Consider the following 25,049-nt stretch of genomic DNA (forward strand, 5'->3'; position numbering starts at 1 on the left):
TAGCTCATTTTTTTGAGCCATCATCATTAATAAATTTGAATTTATGATCAGGATCAATAATCTCTCCTCCAATATCCTGAAAAGATCCAAACATGCCTCTCCAATCTTCTGTATCATTTTCGATCTCCGTATCCCAACAAATTAAGCCATAAAATCGATCTTCTGTATTTAATACAACTCCAAATTCTCCAGATAATGAAACTTTGGCGCCAACTTCAAAACCTTGATTTCTTTTCCATCTAGATGATCTTCTATAAATATCATTTCCCAGCTCATTTTCTCTTAAAAACGCGAAAGAATTCCATTCTCCATCAGGCTTAAATAGATTCAGAATGTTTGTAAAATCCGGAACATTATCTCCTTCTATATCGTAAAGTTCTTCAGTAAATACTTCAGTAAATTTTTGCAACTCTATCGCGTCAGTATTTTCTTGAATGAGCTCTTTTAATAAGATTTCCGCTTTGAACAGATCATTAAATAATTCTATCAGTTCAAATTTTTGCCAGTATTGACTTTTGGTTAATCTCACAGATGATTTCTTTTTGAATAAATTTTTAAAAAAATTAAAACGCATAGATTCAGATTTAAGAGTTAAATATACATCCATAGCAGTTTAGAAAAATATTAGATCAGAAAAACATCTATCTTAAAAGCAAAAAAGCCACCCGAAATATATCGAATGGCTAAATAACTAAATTTTAAATCAAGCTTAATACTTAGCCTGTAATGAATTTTCAATTACTTCCTTATAAAAGCTGATGTATTCGGGCAGGATTTTTTTAAGATCAAAATCCTGTGCACGTGTAAATGCATTTTCTTTAAAGCGTTTTAGTGTTTCATCATCTTTTAAAATTTCTATTGCATGCGCCGCCATATCATCTACATCGCCAACATTGCTCATATAACCGCAAAAGCCATCCACGTTCAATTCAGGCAAACCGCCTGCGTTGGTAGTAATTATCGGCACTTTACAAGCCATAGCCTCTAAGGCCGCCAAGCCGAAACTTTCCGATTCTGAAGGCATTAAGAAAAGATCAGAAACCGACAAAATTTCTTCTACTGCATCCTGTTTACCTAAAAACCTTACATTTTCGCAAATATTTAACGATCTGCAAAGCTGCTCGTTGTAAACACGTTCTGGCCCATCGCCAACCATTAACAGTTTTGATGGAATTACAGCCTGCACTTTTTCGAAAACGCGAATCACATCTCCCGTACGTTTTACCTTCCGGAAATTAGAAGTATGAATTAAAATACGTTCGTTATTGGGCGCAATGGCCTTTTTAAAGTGATCTTTGGCCTGTAAACTAAAACGGCTGAAATCGATAAAGTTGGGTATTACCTTAATATCTTTGGTAATTTCGAAATGATTGTAAGTATCTTTTCTTAAATCGTCAGAAACGGTTGTTACGCCATCACTCTGGTTAATAGAAAAAGTAACCACAGGTTTATAAGTCGGATCTTTACCTACCAGCGTAATATCGGTACCGTGCAAAGTGGTTACCACCGGAATATGAATACCATAGCTGGCTAAAATCTGCTTCGCCATGAACGCTGCCGAAGCATGCGGAATAGCATAATGCACGTGTAATACATCTAATTGCTCAAAACGTACCACATCTACCACTTTACTGGCCAATGCCGATTCGTACGGAGCATAATCGAAAAGCGGATAATCCCTTACCGAAACCTCGTGATAAAACAAATTAGCTGAAAAGAAATCAAGCCTGGCCGGCTGACTATAGGTAATAAAGTGAACCTGGTGCCCCTCGTTAGCAAGTGCTTTACCAAGTTCTGTTGCAACTACTCCACTACCGCCAAAAGTGGGGTAGCAAACAATTCCTATCTTCATCGTAAATGTATTGTTGTTACCGCAAATGTAGCCGATTTTAAGCTATAATGCGTGTCGGTTTATTGCAATAAAAATAGTGACATTTCTGTGTTATTTTCCTCTTTATCCCTGTAACAATAACAACAGTGTTTTTATTTGGAAGCGCGAGGTCAGTAGCCCCTTTTAAAACAGAACAAAAAGCCAAAAATTGTAGTGAGAAATATAGTAAGACTGGAGATAAGAAATGGAATTATTTAATGTTCCGCATTTCTTCTTTAATCACCAATAGCAATTCGTTTGGTCTTTGGGTACCAATAAAGTATTCCAACCCATCTCTATCGGTTAATACTACCGCATCTTTACCCGATGAGTAAAAACGAATGGTACCTTTGGTATGCAGGTTATAAACAGGATTGTTAAAAAAGTAGCGGCTGTAAACAGCTTTACGTACATCTACAATGCTGTTCAAATCAATTTTTACGCGTTTAGTTGTCCACAAACCATCTAAAATCATGCTGCCATTGTCGACAACAATTTTGTACTGGATTAAAAAAAGCAGCAGCATTGAAACACCAATAATTCCGAAACCCACCACCAGGAACAAATCCTGTGTGTTATCGCGGTCACGCTCGTAAACATAGGCAGCGAAACAAAAAGCAGCCATAATTAGCCTGATGAAAATGCGTACATAATCACGGCCGATGTATTGTTTTTCGATATAGGCGTATTTGCTTTCCACTTATTTAATTTTGAGTTCGAATATAGCAACTTTTTTGGTTGCGGGGGTTAATTTATATCGGTTATCCTGTCGCATGCCCACAATCCACACAATTTCACCATTTCCATTTACCAATATCGGCGTTGTACTTTTTAAATGCAAGGGCACCTTTTCATCAATAAAATAATCGCTCACTTTTTTAGGGTTTCGCATCCCCAGCGGTATAAATTTATCGCCATTTTGCCAGTTCCGTAACACCAAAGGATAAATCAGCTTACCGGCATTTACAAAGGCCTTATTCGCATCCAAATCAAACTTTACCTCGCTGCTGAAAGCCATGGCAATTTCGTGGTCCGTAAATGTAATACACACGGTTTCTGGGTGTATAAACTGATTTGCGACTATGGCAGTGTCTTTTTTTACAATAACCAGATCGCTCCTGTTTATAATGGCCTGGTGACTGCTACTAAAGAAATGCGTTCCGCTTAGCGCTTTTAAGCTACCCAGAATCTCTACTACCACATTTTCGCTAAAACCAAAAGGCTTTAATAGTTCGTACAGTAATAATTTTTGTGGATTTAAAGCTGCAATCTCCTTTAAATTGATATAAACGCCATCAGCACGTTCGTTTAAAATTCTGGTCTGTAATTTTTGAACTTCCAGGTTTAAGAAAGTTTCAATCTCTGCAAAACGCGCCATGTTTTCGGCAAAAGTTTTTTCGAGGTCAGGGTTTATTTCCTGCAAATGAGGCACAACCTGTAAACGCAGTTTATTACGGGTATAATGGGTACTGAGGTTCGAACTGTCCTCAACAAAATCGATATTATTTTTTGTCACAATTTCATTTACCTGCTGGCGATTTAAAAACAACAGCGGCCTGATCAGTTTATCGCGTTTAGGTAAAATGCCATGCAAACCACTAATTCCGGTACCACGCACCAGGTTAATCAGTACCGTTTCAACAGCATCGTTCTGGTGCTGGGCCAGAGCAATGTAATCGTAACCTTTAGCGCTTCTTATTTCTTCAAACCATGCATAACGCAGTTCCCGTGCTGCCATCTGTGTCGAAATTTTATGCTGATGTGCATATTTTTTCGTCTCAAAATGCGTTACATAAAAAGGTAACCCTAAATTGCCGGCCAAAAGCGCAACAAAATGCTCGTCACGCTGGGCTTCATCGGCCCTTAAATTAAAGTTACAGTGTGCTACACCAACATCAACGCCTATTGCCTTAAACAAATGTAACATCAGTACAGAATCTTTACCGCCGCTTACAGCCAAAAGAATGCGGTTACCTTCGGTAAACAGCTGTTGCTGTTCAATAAAATCACGAAATTGCTGTAAGGGTAACATCCACCAAAAATATTTAATTTTAACTGGTATTCCGAACGTTCGGAACAAAAAACTAACTTTGTAGTGTGCAAAAACTATTTGTCTTTTTATTCCTTTTAATCAGCCCGGCATTTTTATTCGGTCAGCAACCTGCATCGAAAATTAAAATCGTTTCCTTTACAAAAGTAACCGGCGACAGGAAAAACAATGCTACCTATCTTCGCAATCCTGTTTTTCAGCAAGATAACGCAACTTTAACCTGCGATAGTGCTATTTTTTATAGTGAGCGAAACTACTTCGAAGCTTTTAAAAATGTGCACATCAATCAAACCGGAACGGATATATATTCCGACCAGCTGGAATACGACGGAAATAAAAAACAGGCTCATTTAACCGGAAATGTGCTGATGAAGGACCCTACATCGACTTTAACCACCAATATTTTAGATTACAACACACTCACTAAAATAGGCACCTACACCAGTGGGGGTAAAATTGTAAACAAAGATGTAACGCTCACCAGTAAAAACGGTTATTATTTCAGCGAAAGAAATGTTGCGTACTTCAGGTATGATGTAGTTGTGGTTACGCCGCAATCTACCATCAAATCGGATACCATGAGCTACAATACTCAGGATAAATGGACTTATTTCTATGGCCCTACTAATATTAAGGGAAAAGATGACAACCTCTACACCGAAAATGGCCAGTACAATACTTTAACCGAAGATGCCTTTTTCGGGAAGAAAAACCTTTACACGCAGGCCACACGGTCGTTAAAAGGCGATAGTTTATATTATTATGGCAAAAAAGGAATAGGTAAAGCCGTTAAAAACATCGTTTTTTCTGATACGAAGGATAAAATGAAAATGTTTGGCGATTTGGGCTACTATTACAAAGCCGATCAGAGAACCCTGGTTACCCGCAATGCTTACGTAGGTATTGGTACTGAAGATTCGGTCATGGTGAAGAATAAAAAGCGACCCGATAGTTTATGGATGGGTGCCGATACCCTCGAAACACAGATGGTATTGCAAAAAACCTTAAAATTAATCCCGAAAATTTCCATTAAAGCCGATAACCAGGTTGGCGAGGATGATGAAGAAGGTGCTGCAAAAAAAGGAAGCGGAGAGGCCAAATATAAACCAGAAAGTGAACCTGCACAAAAAGACGACCGCAGTAAACGTAATTTAAGGAATAGTAAAGCTGATAAGAAAAAGAAAGGTAAAGGCGATGCGGATGCTGCAGACCCCACAGCTCTACTAAAAGACAAAAACATTGATAGCTTAAAATTAAAAGTCGATTCTGCCGGGAAAGCCCTGCCTACAGCCTTAACAGATAGCCTGAAAAAAAGCAATGTTTTGAAAGCCAAAGCTGATTCTTTAATCAAAAAACTCCCTGCGCTTAAGACAGATAGCTTACAGAAAAAGATAACGGCCAAAGCTGATGCACTGGTTAAGACGAATGTTAAAACCCAGATCGACAGTTTAAGCAAAAAAGTATTAAAACCAGGCGCTAAAGATAGTTTAACCAAAGCCATAGGTAACTTAAAACCCGGAGCATTGAAGAATGACACAGCTAAGTTTAACCCTGCCGATACAGTACAGGCACGTATAATAAAAGCTTTCCATGGCGTAAAGATCTTTAAAACCAATATTCAGGCAAAAACCGACAGCCTTTTTTATACCAGCGCCGATTCTACCCTCCGTTGTTACAGTAACCCGATTATCTGGTCGGAAGGCTCACAGCAGGTAGGCGATACGATTTATGTGCAGTTTAAAAATAAAAAGCTTAACAATTTACAGGCCATCCGCAATGCTTTTCTGGTAAATACACCTAAAGATTCGTTAAGATTTAACCAGATCAAGGGCAGGTTGATGACCGGCTTTTTTCACGATGGCAGACTCAAAAACCTCTATGTTGATGGCAATGCCGAAAGTATTTATTACACTCAAGACGACAGCACGAAGGTTTATAAAGAAATGAACCAGACGCTGAGCAGCAGGATCAAATTCATTTTTAAAAGTAAAGAGAATGCCATCGAAGATATTGTTTATATTAAAGGAGTTGAAGGGGCATTAAACCCAGAAAATGAAATTGCGAAAGACCATGTTTTAAAAGGCTTTTCGTGGAAACCAACCGAAAGACCTAAATCTAAGAAAGATGCAGTTGGCTCGGCAGGGAAACCAAAAGCTAAAATCAAGCCTAAGGCCGTGGCAGGCAAAACGCCGGCTACTAAATCGCCTGTAAACAATAAAGCTGTAAACCCTGCCGGCAAAACTACCACAACACCAAATGTTCCACAGCCTAAAACAACAGTAGTAAAAGACAGTGTAAACCTGGATAAGAAATTACCGGTGGCTAGACCTGCTGACAGTGCCAATTTTGGCATTAAACCTATTTTACCTAAAAAGGATTCAACTCAGGTAAAGAAGGATACCACGCAGGTTAAGAAGGCCGGAACCAAACTTTAATATTATGATAAGAGACCCTGAAATAAATCCGATAGCTATCGGATCAGGGGTGACGACTCCAATGGAGCTATGCATCCCCTTTTAAAAAAGTCATCATCTTTTCTAACGCAATGGCTCGGTGACTAATCTTATTCTTTTCGGCCATATCCATTTCAGCGAAAGTAATATCGTAACCATCAGGCTGAAATATAGGATCGTAACCAAAACCTTTAGAACCGGATAGCTCAGTTGTGATTGTCCCTTTAATTACACCTTCAAAAATATGGTTCTTGCCATCCTGCATTAACGAAATAACGGTTTTAAACCTGGCTTTTCTATTTCCTATTCCCTCAAGTTTCTTTAAAACAAGTTGTATGTTTTCTAAACTATCACGACTCCCCGAGTACCTTGCAGAATATACACCGGGTTCGTTGTTAAGCGCCTCTACTTCCAAACCACTGTCATCGGCAAAGCAATCCAGATTAAAATGTTCAACCACATACCTGCTTTTTAAAGTAGCATTGCCTTCAAAAGTATCGGCAGTTTCAGGAATATCAGTTAAACAGCCAATATCTTCGAGGTTTAGCACGTCGTATTTGCCTGCCAGGGCCAAACGGATTTCTTCAGTTTTATGTTGGTTATTGGTTGCAAAAACAAGTTTTTTCATTTTAAAAGAGGTAAAAGGTTTAGGTTAAAAGGTTTAGGGTGTAAGGTGTTGTAAAGTTGAAAGGTTTAAGGTTTAAGGTTTAAGGTTATGATTAAACTATTTAAAATACCATACCTTAATACTTTATGCTCAATACTTGATACTAAATACCTGATACTAAACCCTATTTAATTTTCTGCAGATTGCCCCAAAGCAATTTCTTTGCAGTTAAATCGCTGTCTAAATGGTGCAGGTTAGGCGCAAAAATAATGCGGGTGGTGCCGTGGGTAATGATCTCGTTCTGCCAAACCAGGTCTAATTTTAGATGTGCAATTTCTACCCCGAACGAGAGCATGGTAACCGGTTTAAAAAACTGATACAGTTCAGCAAAATCAGTGCCTTGATACCTCGAGTAATTCAGGATGGCAAAATCAGGTGTTCCGAGGTCTACCGCTTTAACAATTTTGCGCAACAATTCGCGACCTTGTTCAGTACTCACATCATTGCTTTCATCGTTAACCAGAATGAGTACCGATTTTTTATTTCCACCTAAAAACTTAAAGGTTTTTTCGGGTGCTGGCTCGGCCACAACGTGCGTAATTTCAGGCGACTGAGGATAAACTTTAGGTATTTCGGGTGCTTTAATACCTGGAATTTGTGTTACTTCGGTCTTCACAACCGATTCTTTTTGCGGTTCGGCAGCTACCTGAGCGGCTACAAAAACGGGCTCAGCATTACGTAACGGCTGAATTTCTACACTTTCATCTTTTACCAGAAAAACCTCGTCGGTAAAAAATAAACGTAAAGCATTCGCATTGTTGGTAAGCTGGTTTTCCATTCGTATTTTTGCAGGATAATAATTTCTGTTAAAATTAGTTAAATATCTTATAATAGCGACGCTAATTGTTACTTTTATCCCTTAAAATTTATAGACTGCTCTACGTGAGAAAAGCTTTTTGCCTGTTTGTTTTTAGCTTTATTTATAGCATTTCGTTTGCACAAAACGTGGCTGTAGTTAATGGCAAACCAATAAGTACCAAAGAGTTTATGTGGGCATACAAAAAAAGCCATAACGGAAATATCAGTATTTCTTACGATACGCTTCAGGCTTATTTAAACCTTTATATAAATTTTAAACTTAAGGTTTTAGATGCCCGCGAAATGGGTCTCGATAAAACCCCTGGCTACCAGGAAGAAATCAAAAATTATGAAGAAGCCTTAAGTACCCACAAAAAAGCGGTTATAAGCAGCAAAGATCATGATTTTTTATTAAACGAATACCGCGAAGGTGTGCTGATGTTTAATGTTTCTGAGCAAAAAATCTGGAATAAAGCACAGGATGATGAGCAGGCGATAAACGAGTTTTACAATAAAAACAAACAAAATTACAATAAACCGTTAAGCGAGGTTAGAGGCGATGTAATTGCCGATTACCAGCAAAGTTTGGAAGAAAAGTGGCTGAATGGCCTGAAACAAAAATACCAGACTAAAATTAACGATGGTGAACTAAAAAAGCTGGCCAAGCTATAATTTAACCGGTTTTTTGGTAACCAATAAGTATTAAATTTGCAAAATATAAACAATAGAATGAAGAAAGTTTTTTTAGTAGCAACCGCTTTAATGAGCCTGTTTTTAAACAGTAATGCACAAAAGCACACGGTAGATAAAGTTGCTGCTGTTGTAGGAGGTAATATTATCCTGCTATCAGATTTAAATCAACAATACACCCAATATCTTTATCAGGGAAATCCGCCTAATGAATCCATTAAGTGTAAAATTTTGCAACAAACCCTTACTCAAAAACTGCTGAAACAACAGGCCGAAATTGATTCGGTAATGGTTGAAGACGGTGCCGTTGATGATGAGGTAAACAAGCGTATGCGTTACAGCATGCAACGTGCCGGCGGACAAGAGCGCTTAGAACAGTTTTTGAACAAATCGGTACTGCAATATAAAGATGAAATCCGTCCATCGGTAAAAGATGAACTGATTGCACAAAAAATGCAACAAAAAATTACCGAAAACATCAACGTTACCCCGATGGAGGTTGAAAAATATTTCAAATCGTTGGGCGATAGCATTCCTGAATTTAATACCGAGGTAGAAGTTGGTGAAGTAGTGTTAAACCCACAATTAACCCGTGCTGAGAAACAAAAATTCCGCGATAAAATTGAAGCCTTAAGATTAAGGGTTAAGAGCGGTGAGGATATGGGCGTATTGGCTAAAACCTATTCAGAAGATCCGGGGTCGGCATCAGATGGTGGTGACTATGGCTTCATTGACAGAAACACCATGGTAAAAGAATTTACCGCCTGGGCATTTAAATTAAAAGCCGGCGAAATTTCACCGGTATTCGAAACCGAATATGGTTTCCACTTTTTACAGGTATTAGAGCGCAGAGGAGAGCAGGTACACGTTAGGCACATTTTAATTATGCCTAAAACTACACCTGAGAGTTTGACCCGTTTAAAATTGCATGCCGATAGTATTTACAACAACATTATGGGTAAAAAATTAAGCTTCGCAGCTGCTGCCAACCTTTACTCAGATAATAAAGAGACCAAATACAATGGTGGTATGATGTTAAATGCCGAGAATGTTCAGGCAAGAAGTACCTTAATCCCGGTTGATAAATTAGATCCGGCGGTATTTCTGGTAATCGATACCATGAAAGTAGGTGGTATTTCTAAACCTGATTTATTTACTGCACCTGATGGCAAACAAGGTTACCGCATTTTATATTTAAAAGCCAAAATACCACCTCACAAAGCCAATATGGTACAGGATTTCTCAAAAATCAGAGATGCTGCACAAAGTGATAAAATTAATCGTACTTTAAGCGAATGGTTTGAGAAACGTCGCGAAAGTACTTACATTAAAATCGACGACGAATTCAATACCTGCGATGAATTAAAAATCTGGACTAAAACCACAGCCGCAAAATAATACAAATGCAGTATAAGAACGAAGTAGAAGCTGTTGATGCGCTTCATCAATCATTCAACAACATTAAAGCCGAAATAAGCAAGGTCGTAGTTGGACAAGATGACATCATAAAATCTGTTTTAATCGCCATTTTTAGCAACGGGCATTGCCTGTTGGTTGGCGTACCCGGATTAGCGAAAACTTTACTTGTTCAAACTGTAGCGTCGGTTTTAGACCTCGATTTTAACCGTATCCAGTTTACCCCTGATTTAATGCCAAGCGATATTATTGGCGCAGAGATTTTAGGCGAAGACAGGCACTTTAAATTTATAAAAGGGCCTGTTTTTTCTAACATTATCCTGGCCGATGAAATTAACCGTACCCCTCCAAAAACGCAGGCTGCCTTATTAGAAGCCATGCAGGAGAAATCGGTTACCGCAGCCGGCCAAACCCATAGCCTGCCCAAACCGTTTTTCGTTTTGGCCACGCAAAACCCTATCGAACAGGAAGGTACCTATCCTTTGCCAGAGGCACAGTTAGACCGTTTCATGTTCAACATTCAGTTAAACTACCCTGCCTTTGCAGATGAGTTAAATATTGTAAAAAACACCACCAGCAATAAAACCGCGGCGTTACAAAAAATCATCCATGCCGATGATATCCAGTACTTCCAAAAATTGATCCGCGATATTCCGGTTACCGATAACGTTTTAGAATATGCCGTTAAACTAGCAGCTAAAACACGCCCGAATACAGAATTTGCAACTGAGACGGTAAATAAATATATCAGTTGGGGAGCTGGCCCACGGGCTTCGCAATTCCTGGTATTAGGCGCAAAATGCCATGCAGCCGTAACCGGAAAATACTCTCCCGATATTGAAGATGTTAAAGCCGTTGCAGAGCCCATTTTACGTCACCGTATTGTACGTAATTACCGCGCAGAAGCTGAGGGCTTATCGATCGAAAAAATTATAAAAGATTTATTGTAAGTTAGTCGGGATTTGCAATCCCGATGTTCAAACCAGGATTTGTACTGCTTTCAATAGCCATTGGAATTCATAGCAGTTTGAGATTTCAAATTCCAAACAAAGGGAAAAGTCAACTCCAATCTGTATCTTGTCTATCGATACCAATCGTAAAACCTCGTGCTAAAAGAAACATTCATTCATCTCCTTAAAAATTATACGAATAGCGAAAGTATAATTGCAGAATTTTGGGGAGAGATTGAGCATAGCTACACCCATAAAAAAAGGTATTATCACACCCTTTCTCACCTCGATAACCTGTTAGCGCAATTAACTGCCGCGAAACATAAAATTGAAGGTTGGGATACCATCTTATTCACTTTGTTTTATCATGATGTCGTTTATAATGCATTAAAATCAGACAATGAAGAACAAAGTGCAGCGCTCGCTGAAAAAAGAATGAAGCAGATTTCAGTTCCCGATTATATGATTAGGAACTGCAAAAACCAAATACTAGCAACTAAAAAACATCTTACCGATACCGAATCAGATACAAATTATTTTACAGACGCTGATCTTTCGATATTGGGCGAAAGCCTCGAAAAATATATGGTGTATGCTCAAAATGTTAGAAAGGAATATTCAGTTTATCCGGATCGCGTTTATATTCCGGGGCGGAAAAAGGTTTTGGAACATTTCATAAAAATGGAACGGATTTATAAAACAAATTATTTCTACCATAAATTTGAAAACCAGGCAAAACATAACCTGCAGTTTGAGTTAAGTCGCCTTTAATTATTTTTGTCGGGTAAAATTAATGCATAAACAACGATGGCCGAAAAAACAACCGAAACCTTTTGCCCTACCTGTCGCAAAGACTGGCGGGACTGGCTGTTAAAACACCACGACACCAAACAATCGGTTTCGCTGATTTGCTACAAAACCAAAGCCAATAAACCCACCATATCCTGGAGTGATGCTGTAGAAGAAGCCCTTTGCTTTGGCTGGATTGACAGCGTTAGAAAAACAATTGACGAAGAAAGTTTTTCCCAGTTTTTTAGCAGACGAAAGCCCAATAGTGGTTGGTCGAAAATTAACAAAGCCAAGATTGAGCAATTAACTGCAGCCGGCTTAATGGCACCTGCTGGAGTAGCATGTATCGAGCGTGCTAAAACAAACGGCTCGTGGGTAATTTTAGATGAAGTAGAAGAACTTACCATCCCTGCTGATTTAACCACTGCATTTGAAATTACAGCTGGCAGCGAAACATTTTTTACTGGCCTAAGCAAATCGGTGCGCAAGGCGATGCTACAATGGATTACCCTGGCCAAACGCCCTGAAACCCGGCAGAAAAGAATTACTGAGCTGGTTGAACTGGCCGGCCAGAACAAAAAGCCTAAACAATTTTAATTTTTAGTTTAACTGTTAGGCGGGATTTGTAATCCCGACTTATCTAACTTTATTTAAGTCGATTAAAAATCCACAGAACTTTAGATCTGGATTATAAATCCAGACCAACACCTCGTGCAAAAAATTATATTTGTAATAACGAATAAGTGCTGGAGTACGCTATTACTTTTAACTAATCTTAACCTCCTCTAAATTGAGTGCACTAACCAATTTTTATAACCGTTTTGCTTTTTTCTATCCATTGGTTGATATTTTTCTGAAACCGCAAAAGAAAAAATTCTTTAACGAAATCAATCTGCTCCCTCATGGAAAGCTGCTCGAAATTGGCGTAGGTAATGGCTCACATTTCCATTTATACCAAAGGCATCAAATTACCGGAATAGAGATTTCTTCGGCTATGCTTAATACGGCTAAAAAGCATTCAGATGGTACTATTGCACTTTTCGAAATGAATGGCGAAGACCTAGATTTTGAACCTGAATCTTTTGATTATGTAGTCCTTTCGCATGTAATTGCCGTAGCACAGTACCCTGAAAAACTGATCATGCAATGTCACAAAGTATTAAAATCTGGTGGAAAATTGCTTATACTAAACCACTTTACCCCAAATAACTGGTTAAAATATCTAGACCGGGCTTTTAACCTATTTGCTGGCATATTTCAATTGAAATCTTTATTTTACATCCACCATATTAAGGCTATTGAACGGTTTAAACCTGAAAAAGAAATTGACTTAAAACCATTTGCTTATTTTAAAATCTTAATGCTCGTCAAATCTTGAAAAAACACTATTGGTATATTGCCCCGGCATTAATCATCAGCTTATTTATCTACCTCTTTTACCGGACAGATAAAACACTGGTGAACCAGATTTTTATTCAGCTGAGTTCTTTAAAAACTTACGAAGATTTAAAATGCAGCATCACCACCACTTTACCGTTAAATAAATATATCATCTACTCTTTGCCCGAGGGCCTTTGGGTTTTCTGCATCACCCTAACTTCGAAGGGCTTTTATATTAAATTTTTTAACCGGCAAATCGATTGTGTTTTAATTCCTCCGGCATTTGCCATCGGGCTTGAATTATTTCAACTGCTCCACATTACCAATGGCCGTTTTGATATACTGGATATAGCAGTTTCGCTGCTCTTTTGGTTTTTGGCATTAAAAATTACGCAAACCAAAGCACGGTTGGAGAATGTATTTAATGCTTTCAACCTTAACAGTGCGGTTTGTTTACTGAGCTATTGCATTGTTTATCTGGCGCATGTAAATCACTAAAATCTTAATTTAACATTTGCAATTCGCTGGAAATAAATATATTTGCATCAAATTTTACTACAATGCTACGTCAAATACATATCCAGCAAACAAACTTTAGCCCGTCTTGTGGCTTAAAGGGTTGGGGTATTGAGGTAAATTTCCTTTCCAATCCTTAGTGTTTAAGGGCTAACCTATAAAATCTACATTTAACAAATCTTTTTTTATTACCCTTTGCTAAGCTGTATGGCTTATCCAAACTATTATATCCATTATGGACATTTATACCACTGCGGACGAAAAATATCTGCAGGCCATTGAAGAATTAAACTGGGGCGAACTGCCCAAAGCGCTTCAATATTTTAACGAATTGATTGCTTTTGATCCTGATTATGCACGTGCGTATTTTCAGCTGGGGAATTTATACCATTACCGTTTTAAAGATTACAAAACTGCAGGCTATTATTACAAGCGCTGTATCGAACTGGATGCCGATTTTCCGGAGGTTTACGAACCTTACCTTAAGCTCGTAATTACGCTTAAAATGCATAAGCTCGCTAAACAAATTGCAGATAAAGCATTATGCGTTGCAGGCGTTTGCGAAGCCCGGATTTACGAAAATTTAGGCCTGCATGCCGAGCAACAACAAAATTTTACCACGGCAGCCCATTATTTTAAAAAGGCTGAACTGTTTAATGCCGTGCAAGATCAGCACAGCGTTTTGCAGGAACATCAGGACCGGATTAAAAACAAGCTGAACAGTACTAAAGCAATGATTTATGATTTACAGGGATAAAGGTTCGCCTTTATCCCTTTTCGCCATACAAATCAGTACTTTAATCTTTTTATTTTAATTTTGTTATTATCTTTACCGCACAATTACAAAGCATAAATTTTTAAATCAAAAATATTTCAATATGTCAGCTCACGATTCACACGCACCAGTTCAGCAAACTAAAGGCATTTGGGCATTACCATTAACTGCCTGGATTATTGTTTTAATCTTGCTTGTGGCTTTCACAAGACCAATTTTCCACCATGAAGAAGAAGGTGCTTCACACGAAAAAACTGAAGTGCATCACTCAGAAGCTACTGAATCGCACCACTAGGCATTGCCAGTACATAAAACAAAAAAAGCGCTTTAATCAGCGCTTTTTTTGTTTTACTGGTCGGTGTCTCCACCAACCAGCTTGATTATAATTGTTTCGGTCGGTGTCTCCACCGACCGATAAGCCTATTTATCCAATTGCCCCATAATGTTCGGGTAGTCGGTAATAATTCCGTCTACACCCAGATCTTTAAAATATTTGACTTCTTTAACTGTGTTCACCGTCCAGGGGATGATCTTGATCCCCATGGCATGGCAACGATCTACCAGCCCCTTGCCTACCAATACCGAATACGGACTGTAAATAGTTGGTTTAAAGCCTAATTTTTCAATGTAGGTTTCGAAAGGTTCTTTCTCATCAATTAACAGCGAAGTTTGCACCTTAGGGTATTTCTCGTGCAGATACTGAAGTGTACGCATATCAAACGATTCTATAATTACCCTTTTAGCCAGTTTCTTTGCATTAATAATCTCCATAATCAAATCCACAAACTCAGCAGGTTCGGGATGGAATTCGTTATCGCCGTTTTTAATGGTTTTGGTTTCGATACTGTAAACCGGTCTGGCCAGTTTGTGCTCCTTAACATAAGCCTCAACTGCATCAATAGTTTCGCTAAGTAATGGTTTATAAGCCTTAAACTTCATTTGCCCTGGAAAACGGTCGTGAACTTTACTGCCTACATCAAACTTTTTAACCTCTTCATAGTCCATTTTATAAATGTTAAACTTCTTTTGGTCTTTCAGGCTAATGGGCTTTCCGTTGGGCTGTAAAGAAATTTCATTGTTAAAATAAGGTTCCTGCGAAAGTACTACCATCTTATCTTTCGAAATTACTGCATCCATTTCTAAGGTAGTAACCCCTAAATCTAGCGCTTTTAACATCCCTTCAATGGTATTTTCGGGCATGATTCCTCTTGCGCCGGCTTTGCCCTGCACATCGAACTTTTGTTTCTGGGCCGAAACATTAAAACACAATAAAGCGAGAGCGGAGAATAAAAGTATTTTTTTATGCATGAATTTTAAACGTAAAATGAACAATTTTATTAGGGTAACTACAAATTGCGAAATAAAAAAAGGGCTTCTTTTTACGGAAAGCCCTCTTCAATTCACATTTGTTATTTATCTTTCGGCAGGTACAAAGGCCTGTACAATTAAATTCCAGCTTGCATCTGCGGCTTTTTCGTAAACAAAAACATAGTTGAAGCTCTCGCGGAGGTCTGCTTTATAATCAATGGTGGCTACACCATAAGTATAGGCTAAATCGCTACCAATTGCTTTATCTACACCAGTTGTTTTTAAATTAATTTTGCTCACCATACCGTTGTAGAAAGCAACAATTTTACCTTTTCCTTCAATGGCTTCATTACCCGGGAAAAGCAAACGTGCATCGTTGGTTAAAAAGCCGCCAAAAGCTGCAATACCATGTGTTTTTAATAAGGTATTTAAAGTTTTTTCGGTAGTTAAAATAATTTCTTTACCAGCTTTAACCTCTTTTTCATTTAAAAATTTTGGCGCTACATGGTCTTTTGGCTCAATAAACTGTGGCGTAAATTTAGCCAAAGGCTTGTTGCTTTCGGTACCCAGGTCAATCGCCAGTTTCCATTTGCCATTCTCCGATTTCCAGATCGACAGGTACTGTCCGTATTTTTTATCTGTTCCATCAACTTCGTATGGGCCAGTAGTGAAACCTAAATCTCCGCTGCGTGATACTTTAGCTAAATTTGGCGTCCATGAAACACCGTTTTCGCTGTTTGCTTTATTGGCATAAAAAGTTTTAACGTTAACCGGGTTTGGTCTGAATACCAATGCACTGCCTAGCGAATATTCAAGAAAAGCCTCTTTATCTCCGTTTTTTGCCACCGCTTTGGCAAAATCTTTCTCAGCATTTACTAAAGATTTGGTTGTTCCATCACTTTTTTGAGCAAATGTGCTCAGTGCTAAAAGTGAAGCTATGGCAGTTGTAAATAGGTGTTTCATTATCAGTTTAAAAATATAGTTTGGCGAATATAAAATTTTCTTTAGGGTATGGTTTTAAAAGTAATTAACAATTTCACATTATGGGCTTACTTTTCCCTGTAAATGGTTTCTAAAACGGTTTGACCGGTAGCTTTTAAAGTGTTTTTATCAATATTGGCTAAATTATCCAGCTGGGTGTGCCAGTTGATGTAAAAGCCGCTGTTATCGTTGTAATGAATAATGTCTATTGATGGTACACCGGCTTTGTTCATCCAGAAATGATCGTCGACTAATCTTCCGCTTGGAATTTTGGTAAAATACGAGGCATAGCCAATTTCATTACCAATATCCCATACTTTATTGGCTACATCCGGTGCTGCCTGGCGCGAAATTTCATCTTGTGTAAATTGTGCGTTGCCACCGCCTACCATATCGAGGTTAATACCATAAAGGGCTTTATAACCAGAAGCCACAGCCTGTTTAGCCCAATATTGCGAGCCCAGGCACCAGGTGGTTTCATCTGGTGTTTCATCGTTGGCTTTGCCATAATCTTCCAAATCCCACAATACAAAATCAACTCCCACATTAGGCTGTTTCTGCTGGATCTGGCGCGCCATTTCCAGAATTACAGCGACACCGCTAGCACCATCATTTGCGGCATCAAATGCTTTGGTATGGTTGGCCGGATCGGTATCCTGATCAGAAAAAGGCCGGGCATCCCAATGCGCAGTAATTAAAACCCTGTTCTTTTGTGCGGGATTAAAAACAGCAACAATATTTTTCAGCTGAAAACTTTTACCGTCGTAAGTACTTGTTTTCTCGCCTTGTACTTTAACATCCGCACCGAACGATTTTAATTTGGCCACCAGGTAATCTGCACATTTTTGGTGTGCTGCAGTTCCCGGAATACGTGGACCGAAATCTACCTGCGCCTTTGTATAGGCATAAGCACTATCGGCATTAAAATCAGGCGATACCATTGTTATTTTTTCTTCACTCTGGCTGGTATCAGCTTGTTTATTTTTACAAGCCTGCAAGGCCATCAGGCCAATAAAAGGCAGGATAAATATTTTTTTATTCATGATTAATTTAATCTAAAATTCTGCCACTATTGGGTAGATAACTATACAAATGGCTTATTTCATCCCCCTGCCCCCTTCAAAGGGGGACAGGATTTTTTATAAATTAAAGTATAACCTATCAGGGCCAATCCGCAAACTGCTTACGCGCCTAAGCCTTACTCCAGGTTGTACCTTCTTTACCATCCTTAAGCTGAATACCCAAAGCCTGCAAACCAATACGAATACGATCTGAAGTGGCGTAATCTTTATTTGCTTTAGCTTCGGTTCTGATATCAATTACCATTTCTAAAACACCATTTAAATCATTACTGCCGGCGTCTTCATCTTTCAAGCCTAAAATATCGAACACAAAATCGTGTACCAGCTGCTTTAATTTAGCTAAAGCCTCTGCCGATATTTTTCCTTTCCCATCGTAAACGGTATTAATCATCCTAACTGCCTCAAATAACTCGGCAATTAAAATCGGGCTGTTAAAATCATCATCCATGGCATGAATGCATTTCTCTTTCAGTGCGTCGATATCAAAATCGTTTTGTTCTGATACCTGCAGTTTATCTAAAAGGCTAACCGCTGTCATTAAACGTCTAAATCCTTTCTCCGAGGCATCCAGAGCATCGTTAGAAAAATCTAAAGTACTGCGGTAATGTGCCTGCAACATAAAGAACTTAACCGTCATCGGGCTATAGCCCTTTTTTAATAAAGGATGCGCACCGGTAAACAGCTCTAAAGGCAAAAAGCCATTACCCGCCGATTTCGACATGCGCGTACCATTAACGGTAAGCATATTGGTATGCATCCAATAGCGTGCAGGCTGTTTGTGGCTGCATGCTTCCGATTGTGCAATTTCGTTGGTATGGTGTGTGGCAGCCAAATCCATTCCACCACCGTGAATATCAAATTCAGACCCCAGGTATTTGGCACTCATGGCCGAGCATTCGATATGCCAGCCCGGGAAACCCATGCCCCATGGCGATTGCCATTGCATTAAAGTTTCTGGTTTTGCTTTAATCCACAGGGCAAAATCCAACCTCCCGCGTTTCTCATCCTGTCCACCCAGTTCGCGGGTGTTGTTCAGCATATCTTCGAGGTTGCGGTTGGTTAAGATGGTGTAATTGTATTCTTTGCTGTATTTTTCTACGTCGAAATACACATTACCATCAATTTCGTAAGCATAACCATTGGCCATAATTACCTTAATCATTTCGATTTGCTCGATAATGTGTCCGGTCGCCGTTGGTTCGATACTAGGTGGTAAGGTATTAAACATGCGCAGCACATCGTGGAAACCTAAAGTATATTTCTGTACAATTTCCATGGGCTCCAGCTGCTCTAACTTTGCGCGTTTTGCAAATTTATCATCGCCCTCATCCCTGTCGCCTTCTAAGTGACCTGCATCGGTAATATTACGCACATAGCGCACCTTATATCCTGAGTATTTAAGATATCTGAAAATTAAATCGAAAGAAATAAAAGTGCGGCAATTGCCAAGGTGCACATCGCTGTAAACAGTAGGACCACAAACATACATCCCAACGTTGGGTGCATTTAAGGGTTGAAAAACTTCTTTTTTGCGCGAAAGCGTGTTGTAAAGCTGTAAGCCAGTATTCATATTGCAAATGTAAGATTTACTTAGAAAGTTGAAACCTTTAAAGTTGCAATGTTTAGCTTATGATTTTTAACTAACATTTACAGGCAGCATTTATCCGTGCTCTCAGATGCTACCGCCTTACAGTAAAACAAAATTTATTTACAGTATTAATTTTTCTCAAATATTAGAAAAGGTACTGTACTGCTTTATCGGGTAAAACAGTCCCTCTTTCCGCTATAGTCCCGATAAAAAAATCGGGAGCTGCCGCTTCAATAGGGTTTAGTTCGGTTATTTCGGTGCTTTTGGCCTGTAAACCTTGCGCAAAACTAACGCTGTCGCCAGTTGTTACCAGTTAACCGTAAAACAAATTTATATCCCTATTTTAGGTTAACCTATTAAACATCAATAAATGGTTCAGATTAGAGAAATTTCAGATAAAGATGCCGAAGCTGTTGCCAAACTTTCCACACAGCTGGGTTACCAAAGCAACATCGAACAAACACGCTTAAGAATCGGAGAGATTAACAGCAGCAACGAAAACTGTGCTTTTGTTGCAGTAGCCGAAAATAAAATTGTTGGCTGGATTCATGGCTTTTACACTTTGCGGATCGAGTCTGACCCTTTTGTAGAAATAGGCGGTTTAATTGTGGATCCTGATTTCCGTGGACAGCAAGTTGGAAAACAGCTTATAGCAAATGTAAAACACTGGGCTGAAAAGCAGAAAGTACAGAAACTAAAGGTAAGGTGTAATACCAAACGTACCGAAAGCCATAAGTTTTATGAAACAATTGGCTTTAAAGAAAATAAACGACAGATTGCATTTGAAATAGAATTGGTTTAGTGCCAGAGCCACTTACGAAGTCGACATATCCTCCCACAAATAACAAACTTTGCAAGGTGCCTCAGTTAAGTAGTTTAAACAATTAACCAGTTAACCAAACTATTATTACAACGCTCAAACATTTCGGCATTGTAACAATTCAATCCTATTCGTTAACTTTGTGGCATGATTGATTTACCGGTAGTACCTGCTGTAACTGAAGTTAAGCGTAAACCAGATTGGTTACGTGTAAAATTACCTGTTGGTAAAGAATATGCGCAAGTTCGCAGCTTAGTGGATACGCATAAGCTACACACCATTTGCGAAAGCGGCAATTGCCCCAATATGGGCGAATGCTGGGGCGCAGGTACGGCAACCTTTATGATTTTGGGTAACATTTGCACACGTAGCTGTTCTTTTTGCGCAGTAGCAACAGGCCGCCCGCTGGCAGTTGATGTAGATGAACCAAACCGTGTAGCCAATTCGGTAAAATTAATGGGTGTTAAACATTGCGTAATCACTTCGGTTGACCGCGATGATTTAAAAGATGGCGGATCGATTATCTGGGCCGAAACTTTACAGGCCATCCGCAAAGAAAGTCCTATCACTACCCTCGAAACTTTGATCCCTGATTTTAAAGGTCAGTGGGATAATTTATACCGTGTTTTAGAAGAACGTCCTGAAGTGGTATCTCATAACATGGAAACGGTAAAACGCCTGACCAGACAGGTACGCATTCAGGCCAAATACGATAGGAGCTTAGAGGCCCTGAAAAGAATTTCGGAATTTGGTTTAAGAACCAAAACCGGCATTATGCTGGGTTTAGGCGAAACTGAAGAAGATATTTTTGAAGCCATGGACGATCTGGTTGCCAATGGCGTACATATTTTAACTTTGGGTCAGTATTTACAACCTACACGCAACCACCACCCGGTTGTAGATTGGATACACCCCGATACTTTTGCCATGTACAAGGAAGTTGGTTTAGCCAAAGGCTTAAAATATGTGGAAAGCGGACCATTGGTACGTTCATCTTACCACGCAGAAAAACACCTTTTCCCTATTGATGGGATAGCATAGTTATCATATTAATATATGCTCTGAAAAATGTTTTATAAAGCACTCCTTTACGGAATGTGTTTATAAAACATTTTTTTGCTTTTTCTGTTCTGTATTGTAACTTAGTAACCAATAGTGACTGCATTTAAAAAATTAACCCTAACCGAGCCAGAACTTGTTCAGCAACTGCAATCGAAAGACCCTGCGGTATTAAAAACGCTGTACAGCATGTATTCGTCGGCTATCTATGGTGTTATTTCGCGCATTATTACCCATACCGAACTCGCTGAGGATGTTTTACAGGAAACTTTTGTAAAAATCTGGCAGTCTGCAGCACACTACGACAATACAAAAGGACGTTTGTTTACCTGGATGATGAATATTGCCCGCAACTTATCTATCGACAAGCTCCGTTCTAAAGACTTTAAGAATTCACTCAAAAACCAAGATATAGAAAATAACGTAAGTTTCGTTGATGAACAAAACAAGGTTACCTTTAACCCCGATGTTTTGGGTGTTAAACAGCTTGTAGACAACCTTAAACCAGACTTACAGGCAGTTCTTGATTTAGTTTATTACAAGGGCTTTACGCATGTAGAAGCCGCAGAAAAGTTAGATTTGCCACTGGGCACGGTGAAAACCCGTATCAGGTTGGCTATTATAGAATTGAGAAGGAATTTTAATTGAGCGTGGAAAATTTAAAAGCATATATCGAATCTGGAGTACTCGAGCTGTACGTTTTAGGTGATTTATCACCCGAAGAAGCGTTACAGGTTGAGGAAATGGCAGCCCAACACCCCGAGGTGAAAGCTGAAATAGCAGCCATTGAGCAAGCTATAGAGCAATATGCTATGCAAAATGCTGTAGAACCATCTGCAGATGTAGAGACAAGATTACTCGAAAAATTAGGGCTAAGTGAGCTTGAACCTGAGAAAACTGTTAAATCTACCCCACCTGTTGCACAAGAAGCCAGCATTATACCTTTTGATGAAAGTGCCGGCAAAGTAAGAATCCTGCGTTATGCACTGGTAGCTTGTGTAGCCTTATTAATTATCAGTACCGCGGCTTTGTTTATTACTTACAGCAAGTTAAACGATGCCCACGACCAGATTGCAAGCTTAAACCTCGATAAACAAAAATTTGCAGGTGTAGTAAGCAAACTGGAGTTTGAAAACCAGGGCTTGAGCAACATGGCTGCAATGGCCGATAGCCAGGAATGGGCAACCATCAATATGACGGGGCAGCCTTTTAGTCCGGCATCTAAAATGAAAGTTTACTGGAACAAAAAAGATAAAAGCGTATTGGTTAACTATGTTGCCATGGATTTACCAAAAACTGATAAGGAGCACGAATATCAATTATGGGCCATGGTAAATGGTAAGCCGGTAAGTTTAGGTGTGTTTGGCAAAAACGATTCAACATCAAACGAAGCACTGGTTAAAATGCAGGCCATACAAGAAGCACAAGCTTTTGCGGTAACCATAGAACCAATGGGTGGAAGCGTTAACCCTAATATGGGTAAGCTGACTGTAATGGGTGGGGTGTAAGGAGATACTCAAGATCTTTTCCGAATAGAGCATTGTTTTGCTATGCTTCTCAAAGCATCCAATTGGCCTTTACCGATCAACAACTTCAAAAAACTATCTGGTAGTCAATACTTTAATTTCCTTTGCAATATTTAAAGCAAGTTGAGACGCGGTAACCACGTATTGTTCCTTTGCCAGCTCATCTCCCGTTTGACCATGAATATAACAGCCGGCAATGACTGCATCGGCCGCCGGATAATTTTGTGCTACCAAACCCGAAATAGTCCCTGTTAAAACATCGCCCATACCACCCTGTGCCATGGCTGGGTTTCCTGTTGGGTTAATGTAAACCTTTCCATCAGGCAGGCAAACAAAAGTATATTGGTTTTTAAGTACAATTACAATTTGAAGCTGGCGGGCCTGTGCTTTAGCAGTCTGCACACGCTCCCACCAGGTATCATGCTCGCCAAATAAGCGATCGAATTCTTTTAAATGCGGGGTAAGGATCGAATGCTTTGGTAGTTTTTTTATCAGATCTGGCCTTTCGGCTAAAATATTCAGTGCATCGGCATCTATTACCAATTCGCGATTGGCCGTAATCAGACTTTCTAAAAGTCTTTCATTTTCAGCATCTATGCCTAAGCCGGGGCCTATAGCTATACACTGGTATTTTGCTGGGTGCTCAATGCGCATATATTCTACCCTGAGCAAAGCCATCACCTCAGGTAAAGCGGTATTGAGCGCCGTTAGCCCACTTTCCGGAATACAGGCAGTGGTTAATCCGGCGCCTGTGTGTAGGCAAGCCATTGAAGCCAGTAAAGCTGCCCCCATGGTATTGGTATTACCTGCTATTATGAGCGCGTGGCCATAGGTGCCTTTATGACTAAAAAGCTTACGTTTTTTAAGTATTTTTTGAATGTCTTTCTCTTCGGTAAGGTAAAAGTCAGTATCCTGTTTCTGGATAAAATCTTCATCAAGTTCAATATTTGCTACTTCATATTTTTCGGTTGCCAAAGCCGATTCCGGGAAGAAGAAATTAATTTTTGGCCGTTGAAAACAGATTGTTTTATAAGCCTTTACACCATTATAATTGCTGGTCAAACTTCCCTCAGCAAAAAAACCAGTTGGTACATCAACTGCATATACTTTTTTATTTAACTTATTAATGGCACGTGCCAGTTCTGCGTAATCGCCGGTTAAAGGTTTATTTAAACCCGAACCTAAAATAGCGTCAATAATTAAATCGGGTTTAATGTGTTTTAAATCAGCAGGCTGGTTTATGATGGCTTTTTTACAGCGCGATTCATCCAGCCGTTGCAGGTTAATGGCAAAATCAGCAGTTTGTTTGGCACTAAAATTTACGATGTAAACTTTCACGTTCTCGTAGCCATTAACCAAAAGCAAATGCGCTATCGCAAGTCCGTCGCCTCCGTTGTTACCTTTTCCGCAAAAAATTGCAATGCTCTTGCCGGCATCAAATTCATCTCTGATAAAACATTGCACAAATGCGCGTGCAGCTTTCTCCATCAAATCGATGGAAGCAATGGGCTTATTAACTATGGTAAACTGATCGGCATGGCGCATTTGCGCCGAAGTAAGCAATGTAAGCATATTACTAATATAATATTTTTAGCTAAAAATTGCTATTGGCTCCGTCATCAACCGATTTAATGAAAGTATTTAGCCCAGGCCAAACTAATATTGCTATTTTTATACCTTTTGCTAAGCTTTAACGTTTTCTAAAAAATTAAATTAACTCTAAAACAATGAATCAAAAACCATCAAATGCATTTGTGGCGGCCGCCTGGATTGCATTAGGTATCGGAATGATCGGCTTTATTGTAGGCTTGTGGCGTTCTGATATGCTCCTAAACGAAAAAGGATATTATTTTACCGTATTGATGTTTGGCCTTTTTGCTGTAATATCTTTACAAAAAGCTGTTCGCGATAAACTGGAAGGTATTCCGGTTACAGAAATTTATTATGGATTAAGCTGGTTTTCGACACTCTTAACCATTACCTTACTGGTAATAGGTTTGTGGAACGCCACGCTTTTACCGAGCGAAAAAGGTTTTTATGCCTTTGCTTTTCTACTCGCCATTTTTGGTGCCATAACGGTGCAGAAGAACACGCGGGATAGCCAGATTGCAAATAAAAACCGGGATACGGAATAGCAGATTAAGCCAGTAGCAAAACTACTGGCTTTTTTTATTTCCAAACAATCGCTTTTCTACACATCACACGAACTAATCAAATGATCCTCAAAGCGTATGGTACTTTTCATCTACCAACCGGATATTGATTAAAAACGTATAAACCTAAGCGCCATTAATTTATAAGATAAGAATAAAAAAATCACTAATTTAAACA

26 protein-coding genes are annotated in these 25,049 nt (G+C 39.1%); 15 read left to right on the forward strand and 11 right to left on the reverse strand.

Translation table 11 applies throughout. The features are described 5' to 3' along the window. Positions 1-4: 4 nt before the first annotated feature. The 4 genes from BLR37_RS25535 to tilS form a co-directional block, all read right to left on the reverse strand. Complete coding sequence (locus BLR37_RS25535; RefSeq protein ID WP_244154742.1) at positions 5-607, reverse strand: hypothetical protein; 603 nt, start codon at positions 605-607, stop codon at positions 5-7. Between the two features lie 102 nt (positions 608-709). Beyond that, on the reverse strand, positions 710-1,852 hold the full coding sequence (gene bshA / locus BLR37_RS23100) for an N-acetyl-alpha-D-glucosaminyl L-malate synthase BshA (RefSeq protein WP_090772814.1): 1,143 nt from the start codon (positions 1,850-1,852) through the stop codon (positions 710-712). A 229-nt stretch (positions 1,853-2,081) separates the two neighbouring features. Further along, on the reverse strand, positions 2,082-2,570 hold the full coding sequence (locus BLR37_RS23105) for a hypothetical protein (RefSeq protein WP_090772816.1): 489 nt from the start codon (positions 2,568-2,570) through the stop codon (positions 2,082-2,084). Continuing rightward, on the reverse strand, positions 2,571-3,902 hold the full coding sequence (gene tilS / locus BLR37_RS23110; RefSeq protein WP_090772818.1) for a tRNA lysidine(34) synthetase TilS: 1,332 nt from the start codon (positions 3,900-3,902) through the stop codon (positions 2,571-2,573). A gap of 65 nt (positions 3,903-3,967) precedes the next feature. On the opposite strand from tilS, the gene BLR37_RS23115 reads away from it, so the two are divergent. Then, positions 3,968-6,355, forward strand: coding sequence for an OstA-like protein (locus BLR37_RS23115; RefSeq protein WP_090772820.1), 2,388 nt, complete (start codon positions 3,968-3,970; stop codon positions 6,353-6,355). 67 nt (positions 6,356-6,422) lie between these two features. Here BLR37_RS23115 and BLR37_RS23120 read toward each other — a convergent pair whose 3' ends face one another. Next, entirely contained in the window at positions 6,423-7,001 is a 579-nt protein-coding gene (locus BLR37_RS23120; protein WP_090772823.1) for a non-canonical purine NTP diphosphatase, read from the reverse strand. A 163-nt stretch (positions 7,002-7,164) separates the two neighbouring features. Next, positions 7,165-7,818: a hypothetical protein gene (locus tag BLR37_RS23125; protein ID WP_090772825.1), complete on the reverse strand. Its 654-nt coding sequence runs from the start codon at positions 7,816-7,818 to the stop codon at positions 7,165-7,167. Between the two features lie 104 nt (positions 7,819-7,922). On the opposite strand from BLR37_RS23125, the gene BLR37_RS23130 reads away from it, so the two are divergent. From BLR37_RS23130 to BLR37_RS23170, 9 genes are all read left to right on the forward strand, one after another. Then, positions 7,923-8,510 carry a hypothetical protein gene (locus BLR37_RS23130; RefSeq protein WP_244154743.1) on the forward strand — a complete coding sequence of 196 codons (588 nt, stop codon included), beginning with the start codon at positions 7,923-7,925 and terminating at the stop codon, positions 8,508-8,510. Between the two features lie 57 nt (positions 8,511-8,567). Continuing rightward, entirely contained in the window at positions 8,568-9,926 is a 1,359-nt protein-coding gene (locus BLR37_RS23135; RefSeq protein WP_090772827.1) for a peptidylprolyl isomerase, read from the forward strand. A 5-nt stretch (positions 9,927-9,931) separates the two neighbouring features. Then, entirely contained in the window at positions 9,932-10,894 is a 963-nt protein-coding gene (locus tag BLR37_RS23140) for an AAA family ATPase (RefSeq protein ID WP_090772829.1), read from the forward strand. Positions 10,895-11,050: 156 nt separating this feature from the next. Continuing rightward, positions 11,051-11,665, forward strand: coding sequence for an HD domain-containing protein (locus BLR37_RS23145; protein ID WP_090772831.1), 615 nt, complete (start codon positions 11,051-11,053; stop codon positions 11,663-11,665). Between the two features lie 36 nt (positions 11,666-11,701). Beyond that, positions 11,702-12,280, forward strand: coding sequence for a YdeI/OmpD-associated family protein (locus BLR37_RS23150; protein ID WP_090772834.1), 579 nt, complete (start codon positions 11,702-11,704; stop codon positions 12,278-12,280). Positions 12,281-12,473: 193 nt separating this feature from the next. After that, positions 12,474-13,061 carry a class I SAM-dependent methyltransferase gene (locus tag BLR37_RS23155; RefSeq protein ID WP_090772836.1) on the forward strand — a complete coding sequence of 196 codons (588 nt, stop codon included), beginning with the start codon at positions 12,474-12,476 and terminating at the stop codon, positions 13,059-13,061. Further along, complete coding sequence (locus BLR37_RS23160) at positions 13,058-13,561, forward strand: hypothetical protein (protein WP_244154744.1); 504 nt, start codon at positions 13,058-13,060, stop codon at positions 13,559-13,561. The genes BLR37_RS23155 and BLR37_RS23160 overlap by 4 nt, the downstream gene beginning before the upstream one ends. 253 nt (positions 13,562-13,814) lie before the next feature. Continuing rightward, positions 13,815-14,336 (forward strand): tetratricopeptide repeat protein, encoded by a 522-nt coding sequence (locus BLR37_RS23165; RefSeq protein ID WP_090772838.1) that lies wholly within the window; start codon positions 13,815-13,817, stop codon positions 14,334-14,336. Positions 14,337-14,457: 121 nt separating this feature from the next. Beyond that, positions 14,458-14,649: a hypothetical protein gene (locus BLR37_RS23170; RefSeq protein WP_090772840.1), complete on the forward strand. Its 192-nt coding sequence runs from the start codon at positions 14,458-14,460 to the stop codon at positions 14,647-14,649. A gap of 125 nt (positions 14,650-14,774) precedes the next feature. On the opposite strand, the gene BLR37_RS23175 is transcribed toward BLR37_RS23170, so the two are convergent. From BLR37_RS23175 to cysS, 4 genes are all read right to left on the reverse strand, one after another. Next, complete coding sequence (locus tag BLR37_RS23175) at positions 14,775-15,662, reverse strand: glycerophosphodiester phosphodiesterase family protein (protein WP_090772842.1); 888 nt, start codon at positions 15,660-15,662, stop codon at positions 14,775-14,777. Positions 15,663-15,767: 105 nt separating this feature from the next. Then, entirely contained in the window at positions 15,768-16,625 is an 858-nt protein-coding gene (locus BLR37_RS23180) for a DUF4440 domain-containing protein (protein WP_090772844.1), read from the reverse strand. Between the two features lie 86 nt (positions 16,626-16,711). Further along, a complete protein-coding gene (locus BLR37_RS23185) occupies positions 16,712-17,686 on the reverse strand; it encodes a M28 family peptidase (protein WP_090772846.1) in 975 nt (324 codons plus the stop codon). A gap of 148 nt (positions 17,687-17,834) precedes the next feature. After that, entirely contained in the window at positions 17,835-19,295 is a 1,461-nt protein-coding gene (gene cysS / locus BLR37_RS23190) for a cysteine--tRNA ligase (RefSeq protein WP_090772848.1), read from the reverse strand. Between the two features lie 388 nt (positions 19,296-19,683). Between cysS and BLR37_RS23195 the strand changes: the two genes are divergently transcribed. From BLR37_RS23195 to BLR37_RS23210, 4 genes are all read left to right on the forward strand, one after another. Next, on the forward strand, positions 19,684-20,115 hold the full coding sequence (locus BLR37_RS23195) for a GNAT family N-acetyltransferase (protein ID WP_090772850.1): 432 nt from the start codon (positions 19,684-19,686) through the stop codon (positions 20,113-20,115). A 165-nt stretch (positions 20,116-20,280) separates the two neighbouring features. Continuing rightward, entirely contained in the window at positions 20,281-21,174 is an 894-nt protein-coding gene (lipA, locus tag BLR37_RS23200; RefSeq protein WP_090772852.1) for a lipoyl synthase, read from the forward strand. 114 nt (positions 21,175-21,288) lie between these two features. Then, a complete protein-coding gene (locus BLR37_RS23205) occupies positions 21,289-21,840 on the forward strand; it encodes an RNA polymerase sigma factor (RefSeq protein ID WP_039479499.1) in 552 nt (183 codons plus the stop codon). 2 nt (positions 21,841-21,842) lie between these two features. After that, on the forward strand, positions 21,843-22,700 hold the full coding sequence (locus tag BLR37_RS23210; RefSeq protein ID WP_090772854.1) for an anti-sigma factor: 858 nt from the start codon (positions 21,843-21,845) through the stop codon (positions 22,698-22,700). 93 nt (positions 22,701-22,793) lie between these two features. Here BLR37_RS23210 and BLR37_RS23215 read toward each other — a convergent pair whose 3' ends face one another. Beyond that, on the reverse strand, positions 22,794-24,290 hold the full coding sequence (locus tag BLR37_RS23215) for an NAD(P)H-hydrate dehydratase (RefSeq protein WP_244154745.1): 1,497 nt from the start codon (positions 24,288-24,290) through the stop codon (positions 22,794-22,796). 155 nt (positions 24,291-24,445) lie between these two features. Here BLR37_RS23215 and yiaA point away from each other — a divergent pair, with 155 nt between their 5' ends. Further along, complete coding sequence (gene yiaA, locus BLR37_RS23220) at positions 24,446-24,853, forward strand: inner membrane protein YiaA (protein WP_039479492.1); 408 nt, start codon at positions 24,446-24,448, stop codon at positions 24,851-24,853. Positions 24,854-25,049: the final 196 nt, after the last annotated feature.

It is taken from the genome of Pedobacter soli (assembly GCF_900101435.1).
Lineage (GTDB): Bacteria > Bacteroidota > Bacteroidia > Sphingobacteriales > Sphingobacteriaceae > Pedobacter > Pedobacter soli.